Raw genomic sequence first — 22,057 nt, forward strand, 5'->3', positions numbered from 1 at the left:
CCCTGCGTCAGCGCTTGGTGGTGTCCGTCGGCTCGTTGACCGGGCGGGAGCTGGTCACATCGCCGGGGGAAGCCTGGATGATGCGCTGAGCCGGGGGCTGCTGGTCGTCGCCGGCGTTGTTCGGCGGGTCGGCCGGGGCGGCGGACTTGTTGTCGTCCTTCATCGCCTTGGCCTCGCTCTTGAGGATCCGGGCGGACTTGCCGAGCGAGCGCGCCATGTCCGGAAGCTTCTTCGCGCCGAACAGCAGGATGATGACGACGAGGATGAGAATGATCTCGGGGGCTCCGAGCCTTCCGAACATAAGTCTTTACCTTCTCACCGAGGCGGCTGGGGTGGGATGCTGTCCGATCGGTCGGACATGTGTCCGAACGATCGCGTTGACAGCGATCGTAACGCTCAGGGGTAAACGAGAGGCAATCCCCGTGCGTACTACTCCCTGTCCGCGGTCCGGGCCTCGTTCTCCGACCCGCGACCAGCAGCGTACCTTTCCCTACCGCCAAGTTGACAGGGCGAAGTGGCCCAAAACGCATGCGGCACTGCACTCACACCCCATACTTGGGGTGACTACAGGGAGTCCACAGCCCGGGCGGCGCTCATGCTCGCCCGCTCCAGCTCCTCGGCGGCCCTGCTGATGCGCTGCGCCGAGTCCGAGACCTGCCGGCCCAGGCGCTGCGCCTCCAGGAAGACCCGCACGGCGAGCACACCGAGCACGGCGAGACCCACGAAACCCACAGCTACCGCGAACATCGGCCAGAACATGAAGGCGAGCCTAGACCGTCCTAGACCGTGGAGTGCAGCCGCAGGGTGCTGACCCCGCCGCCGGTCAGCAGCTCGACGATGCGCTCGCCGGCCGGCTTGCGCACGGCGACGCCGCAGTCGGGGCAGGTGAAGGAGTAGAACGTCGTACGGCTGCTGGCCCCGATGGCGAGGCGGAGGGCGCCCGCGGTGAGCTCGAAGTGGCCCCGGCAGTCCGGGCAGCCCGCTCTGAACATCACCGGAGCCACGCTTCTCATCCCGGCGAACGCGGCCGCCACCGTGATTCCCCGCACACCGGACCCGGACGTAGCCGACTCGCTCAAAGCCCTCGCTCCTGCCTGTCGCCCTGCCGTTCCTGAACCACACTCGCCCCGTGGGGCTCCCGCACCTCGGCCCCGTCGTACGCCGACAGGGCCTCGCGGGCCGCCTGCCGGGCGCTGTCGGCCAGCTCGGGCGGCGACACGATGCGGCCGTCGCGGCCCAGCCGGAGCGCCAGGCGCCGCAGGGACGCCGGGTCGGGGGTGCGCAGAGTGATACGCAGCCCGCCGTCCGCAAGCTCATCCGCGCTGTCGTGCGGGTAGTACTCGGCGACCCAGCGCCCGCCCGGACCGACCTCGACGACGACCTCCGGGTCCTCCGCCGCGGGCTGCACCAGCCCTTCGGACAGGTCCCGCAGCTCGACCTCCGGCGGCGCGGACGCCTCGTCGAGGATCTTGATCTCGGCGACCCGGTCCAGCCGGAAGGTGCGGCGGGCTTCCGAGCGCCGGCACCAGGCCTCGACATAGGTGTGGCCGACGCTGACCAGGCGGATGGGGTCGATCTCGCGCTCGGTGACCTCGTCGCGGGCCGGTGAGTAGTAGCGGATCCACAGCCGGCGCCGCTCGGAGATCGCCCGGTCGACGTCCGCGAAGACACCGCCCTCGGACTCGAAGGTCACCGACAGCCGGGCGCTCGCCCCGGCCGCCTCGCCCGCGGCGGTCTCCACCTTGGCGGTCGCCCGCAGCAGCGCCTGCCGGTCGCTCTCGCGCAGGCCGGGCAGCGTCGCCACGGCACGCGCGGCCACCAGCAGCGCGGTCGCCTCGTCCGCGGCGATCCGCAGCGGCTCGGCGACGTCGTCGGGGTTGTGCCACCAGATGCGCTCGCCGTCGGTGTCGATGTCGAGCAGATCGCCGCCGCGGAAACTGGTGCCGCACATGGGCAGCACATCCAGGTCGGAGACGAGCTCGTCCTCGGAGATCCCGAAGGCGCGCGCAACGTCCTCGACGCGGGCGCCGGGACGCTCCTTCAGATACGTCACCAGCGAGAGCATCCGCCGGGTCTGGTCGATGGCGTTGACGGGCCTGACCGGTTTGCCTGCCACTGTCTCGCTCCGCTCCCCCTCAGCCCTTGGCCACGGCACGCAGCCGGTCCACCACGTCGGCCCGCAGCTCTGCGGGCTCCAGGACCACCACATCGGGCCCGAACTCCACCAGCCAGGCATCCAGCCCGTGGCCGTACGGAATCTCCAACTCGTCCCAGCCGTCGCCGAGTTCCCGCACCGCCGTGGCCTTCGCCCGAAGGGGGTACCCGGCCTCCGTGCGCAGCCGGATCAGCGCGGAGCGGTCGGCGGTCTCCCCCGCCCAGCTCGCGACGGTCTCGCGGACGGTGACGACATCGGGGATCTCGGCGGTGAAGCGGCCGCTGCGGCTGCGCACCTTGCCGGTGATCCGGGACAGCCGGAACACCCGCTCCGCGCCACGGTCCCGGTCCCAGCCCGCCAGATACCAGTGGCCGCGCCAGCACTCCAGCGCCCACGGCTCGACATGGCGCTGCTCGGGACGGGCGGCGGTGGCCTTGCGGTAGTCGAAGACGACCGGACGGCGGTCCCGGCAGGCCAGCATCAACGGCTCGAACGCCGCCTCGTGCACGGGGATACGGGGCTCCAGCGCGCCGTGCACCTCGTACGGGTCGACGTCCTCCGGCAGCCCCGCCGCGCGCAGCTTCTGCAGGGCTCCGCTGGCCGCGCCCGCGAGCCGGACCTGCTGCCACACCTTGGCGGCCAGCCCGAGCGCCGCGGCCTCCTCGGCGTCGAGGGTGATCGGCGGCAGCCGGTTGCTGTCGCGGCGGGCCAGATAGCCGACCTCGCCGTCCAGGTTCTCCACGGTCTCGATCACGAGACCGAGTTCGCGCAGATCGTCCTTGTCGCGCTCGAACATGCGGTTGAAGGAGTCGTCGCTGCCCGCTTCGAGATAGGCCTCGATGGACTCACGAAGCTCACGCTTGCTCAGTGGCCGCCGCGTCCCGAGCAGACACAGCGCCAGGTTCATGAGCCGCTCGGCCTTGGCAATGGCCATCGACGCCCTTCGCCTTCCCTATGGTGCTTACGAGCGATGACCGTACCGCTCCGCGGTGGCGTGACAAAAGCCGAGGCCCATGCCCGCACAGGCATGGGCCCCAGGTAGTCGGCTCCGGTCGTCCGCCGATCACAGGCGACGATCGGATGCGACGATCAGACGCCGAGCAGGTCGACCACGAAGATCAGGGTCTCACCGGGCTTGATCGCCGGGGTGGGGCTCTGGTTGCCGTAGGCGAGGTGCGCCGGGATGGTCAGCTGGCGACGGCCGCCGACCTTCATGCCCTGCACGCCCTGGTCCCAGCCCTTGATGACGCGGCCGCCACCGAGCGGGAAGCGGAACGGCGTCCCGCGGTTCCAGCTGGCGTCGAATTCCTCACCGGTGCTGAAGGCCACGCCCACGTAGTGGACGGTGACGGTCTGGCCCGCCTGCGCAACCGCGCCGTCGCCCTCCCAGATGTCCTTGATCTCGAGGTCCGCCGGGGGCTCGCCGCCCGGGAAGTCGATCTCGGGCTTGTCGATGCTCACTTCATCACTCCTTGTTACGTGACCTGAGTCGCGGAACGCTCTCAGAGACACCTCGGTCAGACGACTCCGAGGATATCCACGACGAAGACCAGGGTGTTCTTGGCAAGCTCGCTGCTGGGGTTGGCGCCGTAGCCGAGCGAGGGCGGGATCACCAGCAGCACGCGGTCGCCCACGTTCTTGCCGACGAGGCCCTTGTCCCAGCCCTGCACCACGGACCCGGTGCCGATCTGGAAGGCAGTCGCGCCACCGTGGTCCCAGGAGGAGTCGAACTTCTTGCCGTCCTCCCACTTCACCCCGGTGTACTGGGCCACCAGGCCCTGGCCGGCCTCGACCTTCTTGCCGTCGCCCTTGATCAGCACCTGCTGCTCGAGGTCCTTCGGGGCCTTGGTGTTCTTGGGAATGGTGATGGTCGCCGCTTTCTGGGACGGGGCCTTCACCTCCGGCATACCCGCCGCGGGGGCCGCCTGCTCGCCCTTGACCTCGGCCTTGGCGTCGACAGTGGCGGCACCGTCGACGTCCAGCACCCAGACCAGCACGTCCTTGGCGGTCAGACCCGAGGAGGGGTTCAGCCCCTCACCGATCAGGTCACCCGCAGTGCCCTGCACGAGGATCCGGCTGCCCGACTTCTTGCCCTTGACAGCGTCAAGAACCTTCGCCGGCAGCTGCTGGCTCTGCTTGCCGATCTGCTCGACGGACTGCGGCCGGGGCGTACCCGAGCTGGTCGACGTGGTCTGCCAGGTGCCACCCAGCTCCTTGTTGTCGCCCCACTTCTCGACTGTCCAGTCCAGCCGGACGAAGTCGGAGGCCTTGACCGCGGTTCCATCGCCCTCCGAGACCGTCTCGACGACGGTCTTCGCGGCCGGCTCGCCGTCCTTGGGAGTGGAGATCTCGGGCTTCTCCCCGGCCTTTCCGTCGACCTCTGCGACCGCTCCCGCCTGCGCCCCGTCGCTGTCACCATCCGATCCGCACGCGGCGGCGAACAACAGGGCGGGCACGGCCAGCAGCGCCGCGATGCGGCGTTTGGTGTTGTAGTTCATCAGTCCCACTGGGCTAGGGGGTGGCGGGCAATGGCCGTCACTTTACGACGTACGCGCCTCCGTCATCGGTCGCCGCACGACACGCCGCCGCCCGGGCCCCTTTTCCGGCCCGGGCGGCCTCACCATAGGGGACGACTCACTTACGGTCCGTCAGGAAGCCGTCCTGTTGGACAGCGCGCGGAGCTTCCTTTGGAACTCGGCCCGGCCGATCCGGTCGGCAGGGCTTCCGTCATGTGCGCCCGCCGCGTAGGTGGCGTCGATGACAGTGTCACCGGTCTTCCGATAGAGGAAGTTGGGCGTCATGGCCGGATCGGTCTCCGAGTCGACGGCCTCGTTGTCGGTGGCGAAGACGAAGAGCTCGACGCCCGTCCCGAAGGTGTCCTTGGCCGGTGCCTCCTCGATGTCGTACCGAACTCCGTCAGCTGTGCCGCCCATCGACCGCACGACAACCTCGGAGCCCTTGCTCAAGCCCCCCTTGTACACCTCGTCGACCCGGATGACGACGGGCGTGTAGACGACTTCGAATGTCGAACCATCGTCCAGTATGTCCTTGGCGTACACGTTGGGACGCCGGTCCACGACTGTGCCCTCGAAGACGTTCTCGTTGAGCGGGAAGGTGACGGCCGCGGCGGGGCTACTGTCCACCGCGTAGGAGTGCGCCGCTATGACACGTGCGGCCTTGTCGTCGTGCGTCTTCGCTGCAGCACCGCGCTCATCCCCGCCGGTCCCCGCGCACGCGGTGGCACCGAGTGCGAGAAGGGCGACGAAGGCCGAGACGCGCAGCAGGGCGCGCGGCCGTGTTCTGAGTACTGTGTTCATTGACGTTCCCCCGTCAGTAAATGGCCTTGACACCGGCTATGTCGTCGCTGTTCAGCGCCCGCCGGGTCCCGGTGGGTATGGCCGTCATGACCGACTTCTTCTCCGCGTCGGTGTAGGCGGTGCCATCCGCACAATGCGGGGCCCAAGGGTGGGCGAGCCCGGTGAAGTGGCCAACCTCATGCACGGCGACCGTCTGCACGTCCGCCTTTTTCTGGCTGATGTTCTGGCTGGCATTGACCCAGGTGAACCTGTTGGAAAGGTACAGCGTGCCGCCCTTGTGAGTGCCGCTGCCGGAGCGCTGGGCCTGGGCGTATCCGGGCGCGCTGCCCATGAGGCTGGTGTAGCTGTAGGACGCGCGGAAGGCGTAGATCTGCCAGCCGGCGGTGTAGACGGGCGAGTCGTACCGCAGATGGGAACCGCTACGGTTCCACTGCTTCAGACCCTTGCCCAGACCGCTGCGCAACTTGTTGGGGAAGGTCGTGTTCGCAGCGATGAGCTTTGAGGTGGACGTGCTGTCCCACTTGGTCATGCTGGTGCGGCAGTACGCGGCGGCGGGCGACGCAGTTACCCCCACCAGAGCCGTCGCGACCACCGCTCCCGCCGTTCCCAGAACGGCTGCCGTACGAACTCTTGTCCTGACAGAGCGCAAAATGAACCCCCGTAACATGTCGACGCTTCAGGGAGACCCCGAAGCGGGCCTCCACAACGACGCCACCCGGCCTGGTCATGACCATGGCGACAGTCGGAAGCTAACAGGGGGCACGGACATCAGCCCGTGGATTTACGCCCGTGAGGCATGCGGCGGTTGCTCTGATCGACATGCGGGTCGGCATGTCGCGCACGGAAGTTCACTCTCCAGTGATAGTGCGTCATCCACGCAGTGCGACCGTTTTGCGATCATTTAGCGGCACACAATGACCTGAACCTTGCCAGGAGGGAACGATTCCGCCTAGTCACCTCAGGGTGTGCTCTCGTGACATCTATCACGACAGAAACGCGGATACGCCCGGTGCCCGGAGGTATCACCCTCCGGGCACCGGGCGTATCGCACGGCAGGACGCCAAGGCGACCGCGTCCCGCTACATTCCGGCGATGAGTTTCTCCACCCGGTCGTCCACCGAACGGAACGGGTCCTTGCACAGGACCGTGCGCTGCGCCTGGTCGTTGAGCTTGAGGTGGACCCAGTCGACGGTGAAGTCGCGGCGCTGTTCCTGGGCCCTGCGGATGAAATCGCCGCGCAGCCGGGCCCGAGTGGTCTGCGGCGGAACGGACTTGCCTTCGAAGATCTTCAAGTCGTTGCAGATACGCGCCGCTTGACCCTTCTTCTCCAGCAGGTAGTACAGGCCACGACGCCGGTGGATGTCGTGGTAGGCGAGGTCTATCTGCGCGACCCGCGGATGCGACATGGTCATGTTGTGCTTGGCCCGGTACCGCTCGATGAGCTTGTACTTCATGACCCAGTCGATCTCGGTGCCGATGCGGTCGAGGTCCTCGGACTCGATCGCGTCCAGCGTGCGGCCCCACAGCTCCAGCACCTGCTCGACGGTGCCCGTGCGGATGCCGCGGCGCTCGCAGAAGTCCACGGCCTTCTCGTAGTACTCGCGCTGCACCTCGAGAGCGGACGCCTCGCGGCCGCTGGCCAGGCGCACCTTGCGCCGGCCGGTGATGTCGTGGCTGACCTCGCGGATCGCCCGGATGGGGTTCTCCAGGGTCAGGTCGCGCATCACGGTGCCCGCCTCGATCATGCGCAGCACCAGGTCGGTCGCGCCGACCTTGAGCAGCATGGTCGTCTCGGACATGTTCGAGTCACCCACGATGACGTGGAGACGGCGGTAGCGCTCCGCGTCCGCGTGCGGCTCGTCGCGCGTGTTGATGATCGGCCGGGAGCGGGTCGTCGCCGAGGAGACGCCCTCCCAGATGTGCTCGGCCCGCTGGCTGACGCAGTACACCGCGCCCCGCGGGGTCTGCAGCACCTTTCCGGCGCCACAGAGAAGCTGCCTGGTGACCAGGAACGGAATGAGGATGTCCGCGAGCCGGGAGAACTCCCCGTGCCGTGCCACGAGATAGTTCTCATGGCAACCGTAGGAGTTGCCCGCCGAGTCGGTGTTGTTCTTGAAGAGGTAGACGTCGCCCGCGATTCCCTCCTCGTGCAGGCGTCGTTCGGCGTCCACCAGGAGTCCCTCGAGAATGCGCTCGCCCGCTTTGTCGTGGGTGACCAGTTCGGTCACGTTGTCGCATTCCGGTGTGGCGTATTCCGGATGCGATCCCACGTCGAGATAGAGGCGGGCGCCGTTTCGCAGAAAGACATTGCTGCTGCGGCCCCATGACACGACACGGCGGAAGAGGTACCGCGCCACCTCGTCAGGCGACAGGCGGCGCTGTCCCCTGAACGTGCACGTGACGCCGTACTCGTTCTCCAGCCCGAAAATGCGGCGGTCCATGACTGAACATTACGCCCGATCCCCTGAGCTGAAACGGGGTTCGACGGCACGGTTTGGATCATTTTCCGATGAAGCCGCAACCACCGCACCCCTGCCGGGAGCTGCGAGGACCCGTCCGGTGGCCAGCAGGACCAGCAACGACACCGCCCCCGCACCACCCGGCACGGCGAACCCCCAGAAGGCCCCACCCGCCTCGACCACCGGCCCCGCGAGGCCCGTTCCGACGGACGCGCCCACGGTGAACGTGGTCACAAGCCAGGAGAACGCCTCGGTGACCGTCCCCCGCGGCGCGTGCCGGTCGACGAGCACGAAGGCACACGCGATGCACGGCGCCAGGAACACCCCGGCGAGTACCGCCAGAAGCGTCATGGGGACCGCGCCCGGCATCAGCATCAGGGGCAGGTAACACACCGCCAGAAGGGCCACCAGCAGCCGCAGTCGCCGCGCCGGCTCGCCACCCCACTGCCGCGCCCCGTACACCGTGCCGCCGATCAGGGCACCGAGCCCGAGCCCCGCCATCAGCCAGCCGTACACCACGTCACCGCCGTGGCCGTCCGCGTACGACACCGCCGCCACCGCGATCGACCCCATCGCCACGCCCACGAACAGGAACGCCCCGAGCAGCGCCAGCAGGCCCGCCGAACGCAGCGCCCCCAGCCAGTGCGCCTCACGCGGTGCCGAGCGCCACGCGCGCGAGGGCGGCGACACGACCACCCACAGGGCGCCCAGCACCCCGATGACGTTCAGCACGAGCAGCGCCGCCTGGGCCGACCACAGCGACGCGCACAACGTCAGCAGCAACGGACCCACGGTGAACATGACTTCCTGCGCCACCGCGTCCATGGCGTACGCGGTGTGCACCTGGCCCTCCTTGTGCAGGACCGACCCCCACAACGCCCGCAGACCGCCCTCCAGGGGCGGCGTGAACAGTCCGGCGGCGGCCACCGCCGCGTAGGCGAGCGACAGCGGGGCGATGCCCACGAAGGCGAAGGCGGCCATGGCGAGCGCCGAGGCGATCGCGGCCGGGAGCTGCACCCGCGGCTGACCGTGCAGGTCGACCAGACGCCCCAGCAGCGGCTGACCGACCGCGTTGGCCACGCCGTACACGGCCGCCAGCGCACCGGCCAGGGTGTAGGAGCCGCCCTCCGCGCGCACGAACAGCAGGATCGCGAGCGCGGCGACGGCGTTCGGCAGCCGCCCTACGAGGGTGCCGGCGAGCAGCCGGGCGGCATGCCTCGCCCTCAGGATCTCCACGTATGCGCCGGTCATCGGCCGCGCCGCCCTCCGCTGAAGTTTTACGTATAACGTCCTCCGTCATACGTACCATGTGCGCTGTTCACGAGTCCAGATGAAGGAGCAGACGGAAGGTGGCACACGGCAGCACACGCCCCACCAGCCGCGACGTGGCCCAGGCAGCGGGCGTGTCCCAGGCCGCGGTATCCCTCGTCCTCGGCGACAAATGGCGCGGCCGCGTCTCCGCGGCCACCGCCGAACGCGTACGGGAAGCAGCCCGCGAACTCGGCTACCGGCCCAACCTCGCCGCCCGCAACCTGCGCCTCGGCCACACCCGCACCGTACTCCTGGTGGTCCCCGCCCTCACCACCGAATTCTTCGCCGGCGTCTACACCGGCGCCGCCCGCATCGCCGCCCGGCACGGCTTCGGCGTCGTCCTCTACCCCTCCCCCGAAGGCATCGGCCCCGCCCGCAACCCCTTCGCCTCCGCCCAGGCCGCCCTCGACGGCGTCATCGCCTCCTCCATGGCCGCCGACGCCCTCACCCCCATCCGCGGCGACCAACTCCCCCTCGTCATGCTCGACAGCGACCCCGCCGGCAGCCTCGGCGCCGCGACCGTGAACCTCGACATCGCCGACGGCGTCCGCCAGGTCGCCGAACACCTGCTGAGCCTCGGCCACCGCCGCTTCCTGCACCTCGCCGCCGACATCGCGTCCTGGACCTTCGAAGTGCGCGCCCACGAACTGGCCACCCGGCTCGCCCGGACCCCCGGCACCTCACTGCTGACCACGCGCGCCCCCATCTCCATCGACGGCGCCCGCACCGCCGCCGAGACCGCGCTCGCCGCCCACGGCCCCCGCCCCACCGCGATCATCTGCGACGACGACAAACTCGCCGCCGGCGCCTACAAGGCGGCACGACGCCTGGGCCTGCGCATCCCCGACGACCTCTCCGTCACCGGCCTCGACGACCTGGCCCTCGCCACCGCCATCGACCCCGAACTCACCACCGTCCGACTGGACGCGGAACTCTTCGGCGAACGCGGCATGCAAGCCCTCCTGGCGGTCCTGGAAGGCCGCGAGCCGGAAGAGGGCGACATTCCGGTCCAACTCGTCGTACGAGGCTCCACAGCGCCACCCAGCGCCCCCTGACGGCCCCCGGGAACGCCCTGTGCCCCGGCCGAAGGTCGGCCGGGGCACAGTACGGGCAGGATGAAGCGGGGGCGCGGCTACTCCTCGGACGTGCCGGACTCCTCCGAGGACTCGTCGTCGGCGCTCTCGGCCTCGGTGGCCGCTCCACCGGCCTCCAGCAGCCGGGCGAGCTGACGCCCCACGATGCGCTTGAACTTGCGCGACTGCGGACGCGTCCGGTCCAGCACCGCGACCTCCAGGCGCTCCGCGGGGATCTCCCGCTGAGTGCCGTTCGACTCGCGCGACAGCGCCTGCACGGCCAGCTTCAACGCCTCGGCGAGCGTCATGCCGTCCTGATGACGCTGATCCAGGTAGTTACTGATCAGCTCCGCGTTACCGCCGACCGCGACCGAGCCGTGCTCGTCCACGATCGACCCGTCGTGCGGCAACCGGTAGATCTGGTCACCCTCCGGCGTCGCGCCCACCTCGGCGACGACCAGCTCCACCTCGTACGGCTTCTCGGCCGCCGAGGAGAAGATCGTGCCCAGCGTCTGGGCGTAGACGTTCGCCAGACCACGCGCGGTCACATCGTCACGGTCATAGGTGTAACCACGAAGATCGGCATACCGCACACCACCGATCCGCAGATTCTCGTACTCGTTGTACTTGCCGGCCGCCGCGAAGCCGATGCGGTCGTAGATCTCGCTGAACTTGTGCAGCGCACGGGACGGGTTCTCGCCGACGAACACGATGCCGTCGGCGTACTGGAGCACGACCAGGCTGCGACCACGCGCGATGCCCTTGCGGGCGTACTCCGCCCGGTCGGCCATGGCCTGCTGGGGTGAGACATAGAACGGCGTCGACACCGGTTATCCGTCCCTTTCTGTCGAAGTCACAGGATCACCTTGATAAGACGGAACCCGCGCCTACAGCAGCGCGGCCCGCGGACCGTCGGGCTGCTCCAGACGCCGCTCCAGGATCGAGCGGGCGATCTCGGAGGACTCGTCATCGCCCAGCCGACGGAAACCGTCCTCGGTGATCACGGTGACGATCGGGTAGATCCGGCGGGCGACATCGGGACCACCGGTCGCCGAGTCGTCGTCGGCCGCGTCGTACAAGGCCTGCACCACCAGCGTCGTGGCCTCGGCCTCGCTCAGATCATCACGGAAGAGCTTCTTCATGGCGCCACGCGCGAAGATCGAACCGGAACCCGTGGCGGCGAAGCCGTGCTCCTCGGAACGACCGCCGGTCACGTCGTAGGAGAAGATCCGCCCCCGCTCGCGGTCCACGTCGTACCCGGCGAACAACGGCACCACGGCCAGCCCCTGCATCGCCATGCCGAGGTTGGACCGGATCATGGTCGACAACCGGTTCGCCTTGCCCTCCAGCGACAGCTGGGCGCCCTCGACCTTCTCGAAGTGCTCCAGCTCCAGCTGGAAGAGCTTGACCATCTCGACCGCCAGGCCGGCCGTACCGGCGATACCCACGGCCGAGTACTCGTCGGCGGGGAACACCTTCTCGATGTCGCGCTGCGCGATGACGTTGCCCATGGTGGCGCGACGGTCACCGGCGAGGACGACACCTCCGGGGAAGGTGACGGCCACGATGGTCGTGCCGTGCGGCGCCTCGATCACACCCTGCGTGGGCGGGAGTTGACGCTTGCCGGGCAGCAGCTCCGGCTGGTGGTCGGAGAGAAAGTCCATGAAGGAGGACGACCCAGGCGTCAGGAAGGCAGCTGGTAGACGCCCGGTGCTACGAGTGTTGGCTTCCACGCGATTCCTTCCACGTAAGCAGCAGCCCGCCTTATGACGTCGGGCCGATCCTTGAATTGCCCCAGTGCGGCGTTGCAGCTGAAGCACAGTACGCCACGGACCCTACCCGTCTCGTGGCAGTGATCCACATGCTCGGGCAAAGCTGCCAAACATATGCAGCAGACGCCTCCTTGAGAGGCAACCAACTCGTCGCGCTCGGCTTCGGTGATGCCGTACTGGCGCTTCAGGTGACCCTGCCGTCCCTGGACGGCCCGGCACGCCTTGCACCGTGTCGACAGACCGTCGGACGCAGTGGCGTTCCGATGCCACTCACTGTGCGGCTTGACCTCACCGCACGTCCGACAGATCTTGTGCCCGGCCGGGACGTCCACCTTCTCCCGTACCGGCTTGCCCATGGCCTCCCGGCGGCGCCGGTAGTGCGCTGCGCTGTATTCCGCCACGCACTCCCGACACCGCACCTGAAGGCCATCACGCCGGTTCCTGTCCCGTGCGAATGCCTCAGGAGACAGGTCGCGCTTGCAACCCGTGCACTGTTTCGCGTTCGGATCCCCAGCCACCCTCATCCCCCGCCACCTTCGATCCGAAGGCAAAAGCGGCCAGATCTCCTTTACTGGCCACCCTTTTGCACGAAGGAGCGAACGAAATCCTCGGCATTTTCCTCGAGTACGTCGTCAATCTCGTCCAGAACCGAGTCCACGTCGTCGCTCAGCTTCTCCTGGCGCTCCTTGAGGTCCTCGGAGGCCTGCGTCTCCGCAGCCTGCTCCTCGACTTCTTCGGTGGAGCGCGTGGCCTTCTGCTGTCCGCCGCCGGTGTCCTTGGTTGCCATATCCCTCACCCCGCTCGTGTCGCCCGACATGTTCGACAGGTCGGCTTTCCTGCCGATCGGTGATGATCAGACCCTACAAGCCGGGTCTGACATCGGCCCCGCAGTTTCTCCAACGTACGGGGGCCACCTCGATGATTCCCGGGCGCCGGGTTTTCCACCCTGCCCGGCCGATGTCCGGCCGAGGCCGCCCGGGCCGGATCAGTTCCCTGACAGGACCCTGACCAGGTCTTCCGCGGTCCGGCAGCGGTCCAGGAGCTCCTTGACGTGATTTCGCGTTCCGCGAAGCGGTTCGAGGGTTGGAACCCGCTGGAGGGAGTCGCGGCCGGGGAGATCGAAGATGACCGAGTCCCAGGAAGCCGCGGCGACGTCGTCGGCGTATTGCTCCAGGCAGCGGCCCCGGAAGTACGCCCGGGTGTCCTCAGGAGGCTTGACCTGCGCCCGTTCCACGGACTGCTCGTCCAGCAGGCGCTTGATGCGGCCGCGGGCCACCAGACGGTTGTAGAGGCCCTTCTCGGGGCGTACGTCGGCGTACTGGAGGTCGACGAGGTGGAGCCTTGCGGCGTCCCAGTCGAGGTCGTCGCGGCGGCGGTAGCCCTCCATGAGCTCCCGCTTGGCGACCCAGTCCAGCTCGCCGGAGAGGCTCATCGGGTCGCGCTCGAGCCGGTTGAGGGTGTCCTCCCAGCGGGACAGGACGTCCTTGGTCTGCTCGTCGGCGTCCGCGCCGAAGCGCTCCTCGACGTATTTGCGGGAGAGTTCGTAGTACTCCATCTGGAGCTGTACGGCGGTGAGTGTGCGGCCGCTGCGGAGGGTGACCAGACGCTTCAGGGAGGGGTCGTGCGAGACCTGGTGGAGCGTGCGTACGGGCTGGTCGACGGCCAGGTCCACCGCGATGAAGCCGTCCTCGATCATGGACAGGACCAGGGCGGTCGTGCCCAGCTTGAGGTAGGTCGAGATCTCGGAGAGGTTCGCGTCGCCGATGATCACGTGGAGCCGGCGGTATTTCTCGGCGTCGGCGTGTGGCTCGTCGCGGGTGTTGATGATCGGGCGCTTCAGGGTGGTCTCCAGCCCCACCTCGACCTCGAAGTAGTCCGCGCGCTGGCTGAGCTGGAAGCCGTGTTCGTGGCCGTCCTGGCCGATGCCGACGCGGCCGGCTCCGGCGAAGACCTGGCGGGAGACGAAGAAGGGCGTGAGGTGGCGCACGATGTCCGAGAAGGCGGTCTCCCGCTTCATCAGGTAGTTCTCGTGCGTGCCGTAGGAGGCGCCCTTGTTGTCGGTGTTGTTCTTGTAGAGGTGGATGGGCTGGGCGCCGGGGAGCTGGGCTGCTCGCTCGGCGGCCTCGGCCATGATGCGCTCGCCGGCCTTGTCCCACAGGACTGCGTCTCGCGGGTTGGTGACCTCGGGCGAGCTGTATTCGGGGTGGGCATGGTCGACGTAGAGCCGTGCTCCGTTGGTGAGGATCACGTTGGCCAGGCCGATGTCCTCGTCGGTGAGCTGGCTGGCGTCGGCGGCCTCTCGGGCGAGGTCGAAGCCCCGCGCGTCCCGCAGCGGATTCTCCTCCTCGAAGTCCCAGCGGGCCCGGCGGGCCCGGTGCATCGCCGCCGCGTAGGCGTTGACGATCTGGGATGAGGTGAGCATGGCATTGGCGTTGGGGTGGCCGGGGACGGAGATCCCGTACTCCGTCTCGATGCCCATTACTCGCCGTACGGTCATGCGGCCCTCCTTGCCCGGCGGCACCCTCGGTCGTGGGCGCCGCACAAGTACCGCTGGCGCTCGGTTGCGTGTGCGGTGCCCGTCCCCGCACTGCGCGACTCGGCGGTACGGAAGAGCCTAGAGCGCCTTTGCCCTGGTGGGGAGATCATTTGCGTCATTGCCTTGCACGCCTTGTGTTCCGGTTGCGCCGGAAAAACAGTGGGCTGCGGGTACCCGATGAGGGCACCCGCAGCCGCCCTGGGTTTTACAGGTACTGTCCGGTGTTCGCCACCGTGTCGATGGAGCGTCCGGTGTCGGCGCCCTGCTTTCCGGTGATCAGGGTGCGGATGTAGACGATCCGCTCGCCCTTCTTTCCGGAGATCCGGGCCCAGTCGTCCGGGTTGGTGGTGTTGGGCAGGTCCTCGTTCTCCTTGAACTCGTCCACGCATGCCTGGAGCAGGTGGGAGACGCGGAGGCCCTTCTGCTTGTGCTCGAGGAAGTCCTTGATCGCCATTTTCTTGGCGCGGCCCACGATGTTCTCGATCATGGCGCCGGAATTGAAGTCCTTGAAGTAGAGGACTTCCTTGTCGCCATTGGCGTAGGTGACTTCCAGGAAGCGGTTCTCCTCGGATTCGGCGTACATCTGCTCGACGGCGGTCTGGATCATGCTCTGGACCGTCATCGACTTGTCGCCGCTGTGTTCGCCGAGGTCCTCCGAGTGGAGCGGGAGGCGCTCGGTGAGGTACTTGCCGAAGATGTCCTTGGCGGCTTCGGCGTCCGGACGCTCGATCTTGATCTTCACGTCCAGGCGGCCGGGTCGCAGGATGGCGGGGTCGATCATGTCCTCGCGGTTGGAGGCGCCGATCACGACCACGTTCTGCAGGCCTTCCACGCCGTCGATCTCGGCGAGCAGCTGCGGGACGATGGTGTTCTCCACGTCCGAGCTGACGCCGGAGCCACGGGTGCGGAACAGGGACTCCATCTCGTCGAAGAAGACGATGACGGGTGTGCCCTCCGACGCCTTCTCCCGCGCACGCTGGAAGACGAGGCGGATCTGCCGCTCGGTCTCGCCGACGTATTTGTTGAGAAGCTCGGGGCCCTTGATGTTGAGGAAGAAGCTCTTGCCGGCGGCGACGCCGGTCACCTCGGCGACCTTCTTGGCGAGCGAGTTGGCGACGGCCTTGGCGATGAGCGTCTTGCCGCATCCCGGCGGCCCGTAGAGCAGGACGCCCTTGGGCGGGCGCAGTTCGTGCTCCTTGAACAGGTCCGGGTAGAGGTACGGCAGCTCGACGGCGTCGCGGATGGCCTCGATCTGGCCGCCGAGTCCGCCGATCTGCTCGTAGCCGATGTCGGGTACTTCTTCGAGGACGAGTTCCTCGACCTCGCTCTTGGGAACGATCTCGTAGACATAGCCGGAGCGGGGTTCGAGGAGCAGGGCGTCGCCGGGGCGGATGTTCACGCCGCGCAGTGGCTCGGCGAGTCGTACCACCCGTTCTTCGTCGGTGTGCCCGAGCACCAGGGCGCGTTCGCCGTCCTCGAGGATCTCCTTGAGGGTGACGATGTCCCCGACGCTCTCGAATTCCATGGCTTCGACCACGTTGAGGGCTTCGTTGAGCATCAGCTCCTGGCCGCGCCTGAGGTCGTCGAGTTCGACGCTCGGGCTCACGTTCACGCGGAGCTTGCGTCCTCCGGTGAAGATGTCGGCGGTGCCGTCCTCGTTGGCTTGCAGGAAGACACCGAAGCCGGCCGGCGGCTGTGCGAGCCGGTCGACCTCTTCCTTGAGGGCCACGATCTGGTCTCGGGCCTCACGGAGCGTGTTCGCAAGACGCTCGTTCTGTGCGGATACGCCGGCCAGGTTCGTCTGCAACTCGACGATCCGCTCTTCGAGAATCCTCGTGTGTCGCGGAGAGTCGGCGAGCTTGCGTCGCAGGACGGCGATCTCCTGCTCAAGGTAGGCGATCTGCCCGGCCGGGTCGTCGGACCCTCGTCCCGGGCGGATGCCGCGGTTCATGTCGTCGTCGTGGGCTGCCACGGTCCTCACCTCCTCCAAGGGGAGCTGGACGCTTCCAGACCCTACCTGGGTGGGTGTCGATTGAAACCCCTAGATCACAAAGACGGTCGGGGTGTGTCCGATCTTCACCCTTGCGCTCTCCCTCACGCCAGGGGAATACCCACCGCACATGATTGGAACCCAGGCGAAGGTAGGGTCGAAGTGTTCAACACCCGTCAGAGCTGGCCGGATTCCCGTTCGGCTCGACGTAGCGAGCGGTAGGAGAGATGAGCGTGGAGCGGACGGCCGGGGTCGAGGGTGAGGCGCTGGAGGTCTGGATCGATCAGGATCTCTGTACCGGTGACGGGATCTGTGCCCAGTATGCGCCCGAGGTGTTCGAGCTGGACATCGACGGGCTGGCCTACGTGAAGAGCCCTGAGGACGAGCTCTTGCAGGCCAAGGGGGCCACAACGCCCGTGCCGCTGCCGCTTCTCACGGATGTGGTGGACTCGGCGAAGGAGTGTCCGGGCGACTGCATCCACGTGCGTCGGGTTTCGGACAGGGTCGAGGTCTTCGGTCCGGACGCCGAGTGACCTTGCGTTCACGGGGTGTTACTACTGTCTGATTTCTCACAACTCGTGGTGGCGAGGGTCAGACGCTGTGGGCACCGGCGGGTGTCGAGCGGACGAATGTGCCGTTCTGCCACTGCCATTTCGCGCTGTCGTTGACGTCCGGGCAGCAGCGGGGCACGTCGGTCGACGAGTAGCCGAGCAGTTCGGCCTCGACCGCTTCGTCACGGACGGCGATGTCACTGACGGTGATGCTGTCCTTGGGGTCGACGAGGGTCGCGACGACGCGGGGAGCGGCTGTCTCCTTGGCGTTCGTGAGGACGTAGACGCCGTCGGGTGGGGTTCCCATCGGGGAGTCGCAGTGGACGACGGCCACGGTTTCGGGGCTGCCGTCGCCGTCGAGGTCTCCGGTGGCCTTCTTCACCACGACCGCTTTCACGGGGCCGCATTCGAGCGGGAAGTCGATGCGTGCGGGGTCGGGGGGTGTGACCGCCGCGGCGGCGTGCTTCGTCTCGGGGCCGGCTGCCTGGGCCGCTGTCGCCGCGCCCGGCTGGAGGACCGAGGAGAACGCCACGACGCCGGCGACCGCTGTGGCGGTGGCGAGCCAGTGGATGGGCCGGGTGTGGGTGTGTGCCAGTTCCGGGACGGCGGATTGCTGCACTAGGAGTGTCTCCCGTGAGGGCTGTGCCGGTGGGGGTGAGTGGCCAGCATCGTGCCACACGTCACAGTGTGACGGAACGGCGGGGGTGTGGAGTTCCGGTGCCGGATGTCGGGTGGTCGGGGCGCGGATGGGGCGTGCGGCGCCCGGTGGGTTGTCGGATTGGGGGGTCGCGTCAACGGAAAGGCGCTGTGGTCGACTTCCCGGTGTGTCCTGGGAACTCGACCACAGCGCCTGTGCGTTGACGCGGTACGGGGTCTGGCTCAGCGGCCGGCGCCACCGTCGGCGTTGGGGCCTTCGTAGTCCTCGCCGTAGGCGCCCTTGGCGGGGCGTCGGCGGCGCATGGGCGGCTCCACTCCGTCGGCGAGTCGGCGGGCGGTGAGCAGGAAGCCGGTGTGTCCGATCATCCGGTGGTCGGGGCGGACGGCGAGGCCCTCGATGTGCCAGTTGCGGATCATCGATTCCCAGGCGGTCGGCTCGTTGAAGCAGCCGATCTCGCGGATGGACTCGACGGTCCGGGCGAGCTGGGTGGTGGTGGCGACGTAGCAGCACACGATGCCGCCGGGGACGAGTGCCTTGGAGACGGCTTCCAGGCACTCCCAGGGGGCGAGCATGTCGAGGATGACGCGGTCGACCTCGGTGTCGGAGAGGTTGTCCTGGAGGTCGCCGACGGTGAGCTGCCAGGCGGGGTGGGGGCCGCCGAAGTAGCGCTCGACGTTCTGCCGGGCGATGTCGGCGAAGTCCTCGCGGCGCTCGTAGGAGTGCAGCATGCCCTGGTCGCCGATGGCGCGCAGCAGGAAGCTGCTGAGCGAGCCGGAGCCGACGCCGGCCTCGACGACTCGGGCGCCGGGGAAGATGTCGGCGAAGGCGAGGATCTGCCCCGCGTCCTTGGGGTAGACGACGGCTGCCCCGCGGGGCATGGACAGGACGTAGTCGGGGAGCAGGGGGCGCAGCGCGAGGTAGGCGACGTTCCCGGTGGTGCGGACAACGCTGCCCTCGGGAGCACCGATCAGTTCGTCGTGCGGGAAGGAACCCTTGTGGGTGTGGAAGTTCTTCCCGGCTTCGAGCGTGAACGTGTAGTGGCGGCCCTTGGGGTCGGTCAGCTGAACCTGGTCCCCGACCTTGAAGGGCCCGCGACGGCGGGCGGCACCGGTCGGTTCGGACATGTGAACAGCCTACCGGCGTTTCCGGGGGTCGCCGACCACCGGTGAGCGGGCCCGGCAGCGGGGTGTGTCAGTTCGGTCGGGCCATCGCCTTGACGAAGGCGCGCTCGACGTCGGCCGCCGACAGGACGCCGTAGATCTCGCCGGTCTCCTCGACGACGAGGTACTCGGTGGCGGGGTTGGCGCGGAGGGCGTCGAGGAGTTCCTCGCCGGAGAGTTCGGCGGAGACGCGCATGCCGTCGGTGAGGTCCTGGGCGACACCGCTGACGGGCACCCAGGGGCGGCGGTGCTCCGGTACGCCGGCGATGGCGGCCTCGCGGACGAGGGAGACGGGGTTGCCGTCGGCGTCGACGACGACGAGGGCGCGGGCGCCGGCCGCGTTGGCGCGGCGCAGGGCTTCGGAGAGGGGTGTGTCGGTCTCGACGGGGACGGCGCGGCGGGTGAGGTTGCGGGCGCGCAGTTCCGGGAGGTGCTCGCGCAGCCGGGCCATGCGCAGGCTGTTGCCGGCGCCGGTCCAGATGATCGCCGCGAGGATGGCGGCGAGCAGGGCGTCCATGACGGTGTCCATGCCGACGTTGTCGACGGCGTCGGAGCCGAGGGCGCCGGACTGGGTGAGCCACGGGAGGCCGACGAGGACGGAGACGGCGAGGGCGCGGCCGACCCAGGCGGCGGCGACGGTGCCGCTCATCGGGCGCCCGGTGATCTTCCAGACGACCGCGCGGAGCATGCGGCCGCCGTCGAGGGGCAGGCCGGGCAGCAGGTTGAAGGCGGCGACGATGAGGTTGGAGATCATCAGGCCGGCCAGCAGGACGCCGGGGACGGTGCCGGGCTCGACCAGCTGCATGGCGCCGTAGAAGATGCCGGAGAGGACGAGGGAGAGCAGGGGGCCGACGAAGGCCAGCACGAACTCGCGGCCGGGGGTCTCGGCTTCCTTCTCGATCTCGGAGACGCCGCCGAAGAACTGGAGCTGGATGCGCCGGACCGGGAGTTTGAAGCGCAGGGCGGCGACCGTGTGGGCGAGTTCGTGGACGAGGACGGACGCGTAGAAGGCGACCGCGAAGAACAGCGAGACGAGGTAGCGGGCGGCGCCGAGTTCGGGCAGTACCCGGTCGAGCTGTCCGCCGAAGACCCAGGTGATCAGTGCGGCGACGAGGAACCAGCTCGGCGCGACGTACACGGGCACGCCGAACGGCCGCCCCATCAGCAGCCCGCCCCGGGGGTCCTTCGGCCGCTGCGGCGGCCGGCCCTTGGTGGTGCCGGAGTGGGCGAGGGTGCGGTCGAGGTGGGGGGTGGCCTGGTGGTCGTGGGGGGTGGGGCCGTCCGGGCCGTGTGTGCCTTCGGGGTGTGTGTTCCCGGGGCCGGGGGTGCCGCTCGGGTGCTTGCGGCCGGCGTCGGAGGTGGGGCCCTGGTCCGTGTGGGGTGCGGCGGAGGGCGGGGTCGGGCGGGGGGCCGCCGCGGGGGCGGGGTCCGCCGCTTCGGGGCGGTCGGCGGAGCCGCTGCCCGGGTCTCCGTCGCCGTCCGTGCCCGGCGGGTCGCTCTTGGCGTCCGCGTCGCGGGAGTCCTGCGGGGTTTCGTTCTGCGGGGTGTTCTCGGCGGTGGGCGGCGTCGGGGGGCCTTCGGGGGCGGCGGCGTCGCGGCCGGGGCCGAATCGACGGGCGTCCGTGAGTCGTTCGTCGGACGGGGCCGGGTCGGGGCGTGTCGGGTCGGTGGCCGGTGCCGTACGGTCTGGTCGGCGCTCGGTCGACTCGTCGGTGCCGGACCGCGGCTGCCCGCTCCCGCCGCTCTCGTCCACGGTGTCCCCTCGTTCGCAGCGTCTTCCGCGCCTGCCGGGCGGAAGGGTCTCGGGTCGATGGTATGCGGCCGTCCTGACGCGTTCCGCCCCGGCACCCCCTCAGTTTCCCCCGACGTACCGGCCGTAACATCCGGGCTGGGTCACTGTCAGTGGCGGGCCGTAAGGTCTGTGGACATGGAGACGAGCACGGAGGGTGCCGCGGCGGGCTGCGGCGGTGACGTCGCGCCGGTGACGGCGCCGGTCGCGGGGCCGGTGGCGGACGAGGAGCCGACGGCGGCGGACGGTACGGCGGAGACGGTCGCGACGGGTGATCGCGCGGCGGGTGGGGGCACGGCGGACGAGGGTGCGGTCGTGGCCGCCGATGACGCGGGGACTGCCGGGGTCACCGTTCTGCCGGTGATACCGCCGACGTCGCTGTCCCCGTCCCGTGCCGGTGATTTCATGCAGTGCCCCCTGCTCTACCGCTTCCGGGTGATCGACCGGCTGCCCGAGAAGCCGAGCGCTGCGGCGACCAAGGGGACGCTCGTGCACGCCGTGCTGGAGCGGCTCTTCGACGCTCCGGCGGCCGAGCGGACCGCTCCGCGGGCCAAGTCCCTGATTCCCGGGCAGTGGGACCGGCTGCGGGAGAACAGGCCGGAGGTCGTGGAGCTGTTCGCGGACGACCCCGAGGGCGAGCGGCTGGCGACCTGGCTGGCCGAGGCGGAGCAGCTCGTCGAGCGCTGGTTCGGGCTGGAGGATCCGACCCGGCTGGAGCCGGCCGAGCGTGAGCTGTTCGTCGAGGCCGAGCTGGAGTCGGGTCTGAAGCTGCGCGGGATCATCGACCGCGTCGACGTGGCGCCCACGGGCGAGGTGCGGATCGTCGACTACAAGACGGGCAAGGCGCCCCGGCCCGAGTACGCCGAGGGCGCGCTGTTCCAGATGAAGTTCTACGCCCTGGTGGTGTGGCGGCTGAAGAACGTCGTCCCGCGCCGGCTCCAGCTCGTGTATCTCGGCAGCGGTGACGTGCTGACGTACGACCCGGTGCTCGCGGACCTGGAGCGGGTCGAGCGCAAGCTGCTCGCGCTGTGGGACGCGATCCGGCAGGCGACGGAGTCGGGTGACTGGCGGCCGCGGCCGACGAAGCTGTGCGGCTGGTGCGATCACCAGGCCCACTGCCCGGAATTCGGCGGTACTCCCCCGCCCTATCCGCTGCCGGTGAGGGCGGTCCGGCCGGATGCGGCCGGGGGGCCCGGGGTTGTCCCCCGGGGTGCGCGGTCGCTGCCGGTCGGGGCGGGCGAGTCCGGTGACGGCACGCAGGGCAGAATGGGGCCGGACTAGCGAAG

At 69.0% G+C, this 22,057-nt stretch carries 23 protein-coding genes; 3 read left to right on the plus strand and 20 right to left on the minus strand.

The genetic code is table 11. From position 1 onward, the window contains the following. Window positions 1–7: 7 nt before the first annotated feature. The 11 genes from tatA to ACGFW6_RS34780 form a co-directional block, all read right to left on the minus strand. Complete coding sequence (gene tatA / locus ACGFW6_RS34730; protein ID WP_030956493.1) at window positions 8–301, minus strand: Sec-independent protein translocase subunit TatA; 294 nt, start codon at window positions 299–301, stop codon at window positions 8–10. 263 nt (window positions 302–564) lie between these two features. Then, window positions 565–759, minus strand: coding sequence for a hypothetical protein (locus ACGFW6_RS34735; RefSeq protein ID WP_393519084.1), 195 nt, complete (start codon window positions 757–759; stop codon window positions 565–567). A gap of 20 nt (window positions 760–779) precedes the next feature. Next, on the minus strand, window positions 780–1,079 hold the full coding sequence (locus ACGFW6_RS34740; RefSeq protein ID WP_393519087.1) for a hypothetical protein: 300 nt from the start codon (window positions 1,077–1,079) through the stop codon (window positions 780–782). Beyond that, entirely contained in the window at window positions 1,076–2,116 is a 1,041-nt protein-coding gene (locus ACGFW6_RS34745; protein WP_393519090.1) for a helix-turn-helix transcriptional regulator, read from the minus strand. The genes ACGFW6_RS34740 and ACGFW6_RS34745 overlap by 4 nt, the downstream gene beginning before the upstream one ends. Before the next feature lie 19 nt (window positions 2,117–2,135). Further along, window positions 2,136–3,089, minus strand: a complete 954-nt coding sequence (locus tag ACGFW6_RS34750; protein ID WP_393519093.1) for a helix-turn-helix transcriptional regulator — start codon at window positions 3,087–3,089, stop codon at window positions 2,136–2,138. Window positions 3,090–3,244: 155 nt separating this feature from the next. Then, on the minus strand, window positions 3,245–3,616 hold the full coding sequence (locus ACGFW6_RS34755; protein WP_030053355.1) for an FKBP-type peptidyl-prolyl cis-trans isomerase: 372 nt from the start codon (window positions 3,614–3,616) through the stop codon (window positions 3,245–3,247). Window positions 3,617–3,672: 56 nt separating this feature from the next. Then, entirely contained in the window at window positions 3,673–4,653 is a 981-nt protein-coding gene (locus tag ACGFW6_RS34760) for an FKBP-type peptidyl-prolyl cis-trans isomerase (RefSeq protein WP_393519096.1), read from the minus strand. Window positions 4,654–4,803: 150 nt separating this feature from the next. Further along, entirely contained in the window at window positions 4,804–5,472 is a 669-nt protein-coding gene (locus ACGFW6_RS34765; RefSeq protein ID WP_393519099.1) for a hypothetical protein, read from the minus strand. Window positions 5,473–5,485: 13 nt separating this feature from the next. Beyond that, window positions 5,486–6,001, minus strand: coding sequence for a matrixin family metalloprotease (locus tag ACGFW6_RS34770; protein ID WP_393519102.1), 516 nt, complete (start codon window positions 5,999–6,001; stop codon window positions 5,486–5,488). A gap of 550 nt (window positions 6,002–6,551) precedes the next feature. Then, window positions 6,552–7,913 carry a Pup--protein ligase gene (pafA, locus tag ACGFW6_RS34775; protein WP_093722625.1) on the minus strand — a complete coding sequence of 454 codons (1,362 nt, stop codon included), beginning with the start codon at window positions 7,911–7,913 and terminating at the stop codon, window positions 6,552–6,554. A 9-nt stretch (window positions 7,914–7,922) separates the two neighbouring features. Next, the gene (locus ACGFW6_RS34780) at window positions 7,923–9,182 is read right to left on the minus strand and encodes an MFS transporter (protein ID WP_393519106.1); all 1,260 of its coding nucleotides are present in this window, start codon (window positions 9,180–9,182) and stop codon (window positions 7,923–7,925) included. Window positions 9,183–9,280: 98 nt separating this feature from the next. Here ACGFW6_RS34780 and ACGFW6_RS34785 point away from each other — a divergent pair, with 98 nt between their 5' ends. Next, window positions 9,281–10,297, plus strand: a complete 1,017-nt coding sequence (locus tag ACGFW6_RS34785) for a LacI family DNA-binding transcriptional regulator (RefSeq protein ID WP_393519109.1) — start codon at window positions 9,281–9,283, stop codon at window positions 10,295–10,297. A gap of 77 nt (window positions 10,298–10,374) precedes the next feature. On the opposite strand, the gene prcA is transcribed toward ACGFW6_RS34785, so the two are convergent. From prcA to arc, 6 genes are all read right to left on the minus strand, one after another. Further along, the gene (gene prcA / locus ACGFW6_RS34790) at window positions 10,375–11,142 is read right to left on the minus strand and encodes a proteasome subunit alpha (protein WP_393519112.1); all 768 of its coding nucleotides are present in this window, start codon (window positions 11,140–11,142) and stop codon (window positions 10,375–10,377) included. Window positions 11,143–11,202: 60 nt separating this feature from the next. Then, complete coding sequence (gene prcB, locus ACGFW6_RS34795; RefSeq protein ID WP_393519115.1) at window positions 11,203–12,048, minus strand: proteasome subunit beta; 846 nt, start codon at window positions 12,046–12,048, stop codon at window positions 11,203–11,205. Next, entirely contained in the window at window positions 12,000–12,611 is a 612-nt protein-coding gene (locus ACGFW6_RS34800; protein WP_393519118.1) for an endonuclease VII domain-containing protein, read from the minus strand. The genes prcB and ACGFW6_RS34800 overlap by 49 nt, the downstream gene beginning before the upstream one ends. 44 nt (window positions 12,612–12,655) lie before the next feature. Then, a complete protein-coding gene (locus ACGFW6_RS34805; RefSeq protein WP_019757212.1) occupies window positions 12,656–12,874 on the minus strand; it encodes a ubiquitin-like protein Pup in 219 nt (72 codons plus the stop codon). A gap of 198 nt (window positions 12,875–13,072) precedes the next feature. Next, window positions 13,073–14,584 carry a depupylase/deamidase Dop gene (gene dop / locus ACGFW6_RS34810; RefSeq protein ID WP_393519121.1) on the minus strand — a complete coding sequence of 504 codons (1,512 nt, stop codon included), beginning with the start codon at window positions 14,582–14,584 and terminating at the stop codon, window positions 13,073–13,075. Between the two features lie 244 nt (window positions 14,585–14,828). Continuing rightward, the gene (gene arc / locus ACGFW6_RS34815; RefSeq protein ID WP_126897220.1) at window positions 14,829–16,595 is read right to left on the minus strand and encodes a proteasome ATPase; all 1,767 of its coding nucleotides are present in this window, start codon (window positions 16,593–16,595) and stop codon (window positions 14,829–14,831) included. 245 nt (window positions 16,596–16,840) lie between these two features. Between arc and ACGFW6_RS34820 the strand changes: the two genes are divergently transcribed. Next, window positions 16,841–17,146 carry a ferredoxin gene (locus tag ACGFW6_RS34820; RefSeq protein ID WP_214335061.1) on the plus strand — a complete coding sequence of 102 codons (306 nt, stop codon included), beginning with the start codon at window positions 16,841–16,843 and terminating at the stop codon, window positions 17,144–17,146. 58 nt (window positions 17,147–17,204) lie between these two features. Here ACGFW6_RS34820 and ACGFW6_RS34825 read toward each other — a convergent pair whose 3' ends face one another. From ACGFW6_RS34825 to ACGFW6_RS34835, 3 genes are all read right to left on the minus strand, one after another. Next, complete coding sequence (locus ACGFW6_RS34825) at window positions 17,205–17,783, minus strand: hypothetical protein (protein WP_393519125.1); 579 nt, start codon at window positions 17,781–17,783, stop codon at window positions 17,205–17,207. 260 nt (window positions 17,784–18,043) lie between these two features. Beyond that, complete coding sequence (locus ACGFW6_RS34830) at window positions 18,044–18,946, minus strand: tRNA (adenine-N1)-methyltransferase (protein ID WP_393519128.1); 903 nt, start codon at window positions 18,944–18,946, stop codon at window positions 18,044–18,046. Window positions 18,947–19,013: 67 nt separating this feature from the next. Beyond that, entirely contained in the window at window positions 19,014–20,735 is a 1,722-nt protein-coding gene (locus ACGFW6_RS34835; protein ID WP_393519131.1) for a site-2 protease family protein, read from the minus strand. Window positions 20,736–20,909: 174 nt separating this feature from the next. On the opposite strand from ACGFW6_RS34835, the gene ACGFW6_RS34840 reads away from it, so the two are divergent. Next, entirely contained in the window at window positions 20,910–22,052 is a 1,143-nt protein-coding gene (locus ACGFW6_RS34840; RefSeq protein WP_393519134.1) for a RecB family exonuclease, read from the plus strand. Window positions 22,053–22,057: the final 5 nt, after the last annotated feature.

The organism is Streptomyces sp. Y7, assembly GCF_043195415.1.
Taxonomy (GTDB): Bacteria; Actinomycetota; Actinomycetes; order Streptomycetales; family Streptomycetaceae; genus Streptomyces.

What these genes read in the sequence shown, in the direction of transcription:
- ACGFW6_RS34735 (WP_393519084.1), bottom strand. Translation starts at nt 759, where the DNA reads ATGTTCTGGCCGATGTTCGCGGTAGCTGTGGGTTTCGTGGGTCTCGCC.
- pafA (WP_093722625.1), bottom strand. Translation starts at nt 7,913, where the DNA reads ATGGACCGCCGCATTTTCGGGCTGGAGAACGAGTACGGCGTCACGTGC.
- ACGFW6_RS34750 (WP_393519093.1), bottom strand. Translation starts at nt 3,089, where the DNA reads ATGGCCATTGCCAAGGCCGAGCGGCTCATGAACCTGGCGCTGTGTCTG.
- ACGFW6_RS34765 (WP_393519099.1), bottom strand. Translation starts at nt 5,472, where the DNA reads ATGAACACAGTACTCAGAACACGGCCGCGCGCCCTGCTGCGCGTCTCG.
- ACGFW6_RS34830 (WP_393519128.1), bottom strand. Translation starts at nt 18,946, where the DNA reads ATGTCCGAACCGACCGGTGCCGCCCGCCGTCGCGGGCCCTTCAAGGTC.
- ACGFW6_RS34805 (WP_019757212.1), bottom strand. Translation starts at nt 12,874, where the DNA reads ATGGCAACCAAGGACACCGGCGGCGGACAGCAGAAGGCCACGCGCTCC.
- ACGFW6_RS34840 (WP_393519134.1), top strand. Translation starts at nt 20,910, where the DNA reads ATGGAGACGAGCACGGAGGGTGCCGCGGCGGGCTGCGGCGGTGACGTC.
- ACGFW6_RS34770 (WP_393519102.1), bottom strand. Translation starts at nt 6,001, where the DNA reads ATGACCAAGTGGGACAGCACGTCCACCTCAAAGCTCATCGCTGCGAAC.
- ACGFW6_RS34820 (WP_214335061.1), top strand. Translation starts at nt 16,841, where the DNA reads ATGAGCGTGGAGCGGACGGCCGGGGTCGAGGGTGAGGCGCTGGAGGTC.
- ACGFW6_RS34780 (WP_393519106.1), bottom strand. Translation starts at nt 9,182, where the DNA reads ATGACCGGCGCATACGTGGAGATCCTGAGGGCGAGGCATGCCGCCCGG.
- ACGFW6_RS34760 (WP_393519096.1), bottom strand. Translation starts at nt 4,653, where the DNA reads ATGAACTACAACACCAAACGCCGCATCGCGGCGCTGCTGGCCGTGCCC.
- ACGFW6_RS34800 (WP_393519118.1), bottom strand. Translation starts at nt 12,611, where the DNA reads ATGAGGGTGGCTGGGGATCCGAACGCGAAACAGTGCACGGGTTGCAAG.
- dop (WP_393519121.1), bottom strand. Translation starts at nt 14,584, where the DNA reads ATGACCGTACGGCGAGTAATGGGCATCGAGACGGAGTACGGGATCTCC.
- tatA (WP_030956493.1), bottom strand. Translation starts at nt 301, where the DNA reads ATGTTCGGAAGGCTCGGAGCCCCCGAGATCATTCTCATCCTCGTCGTC.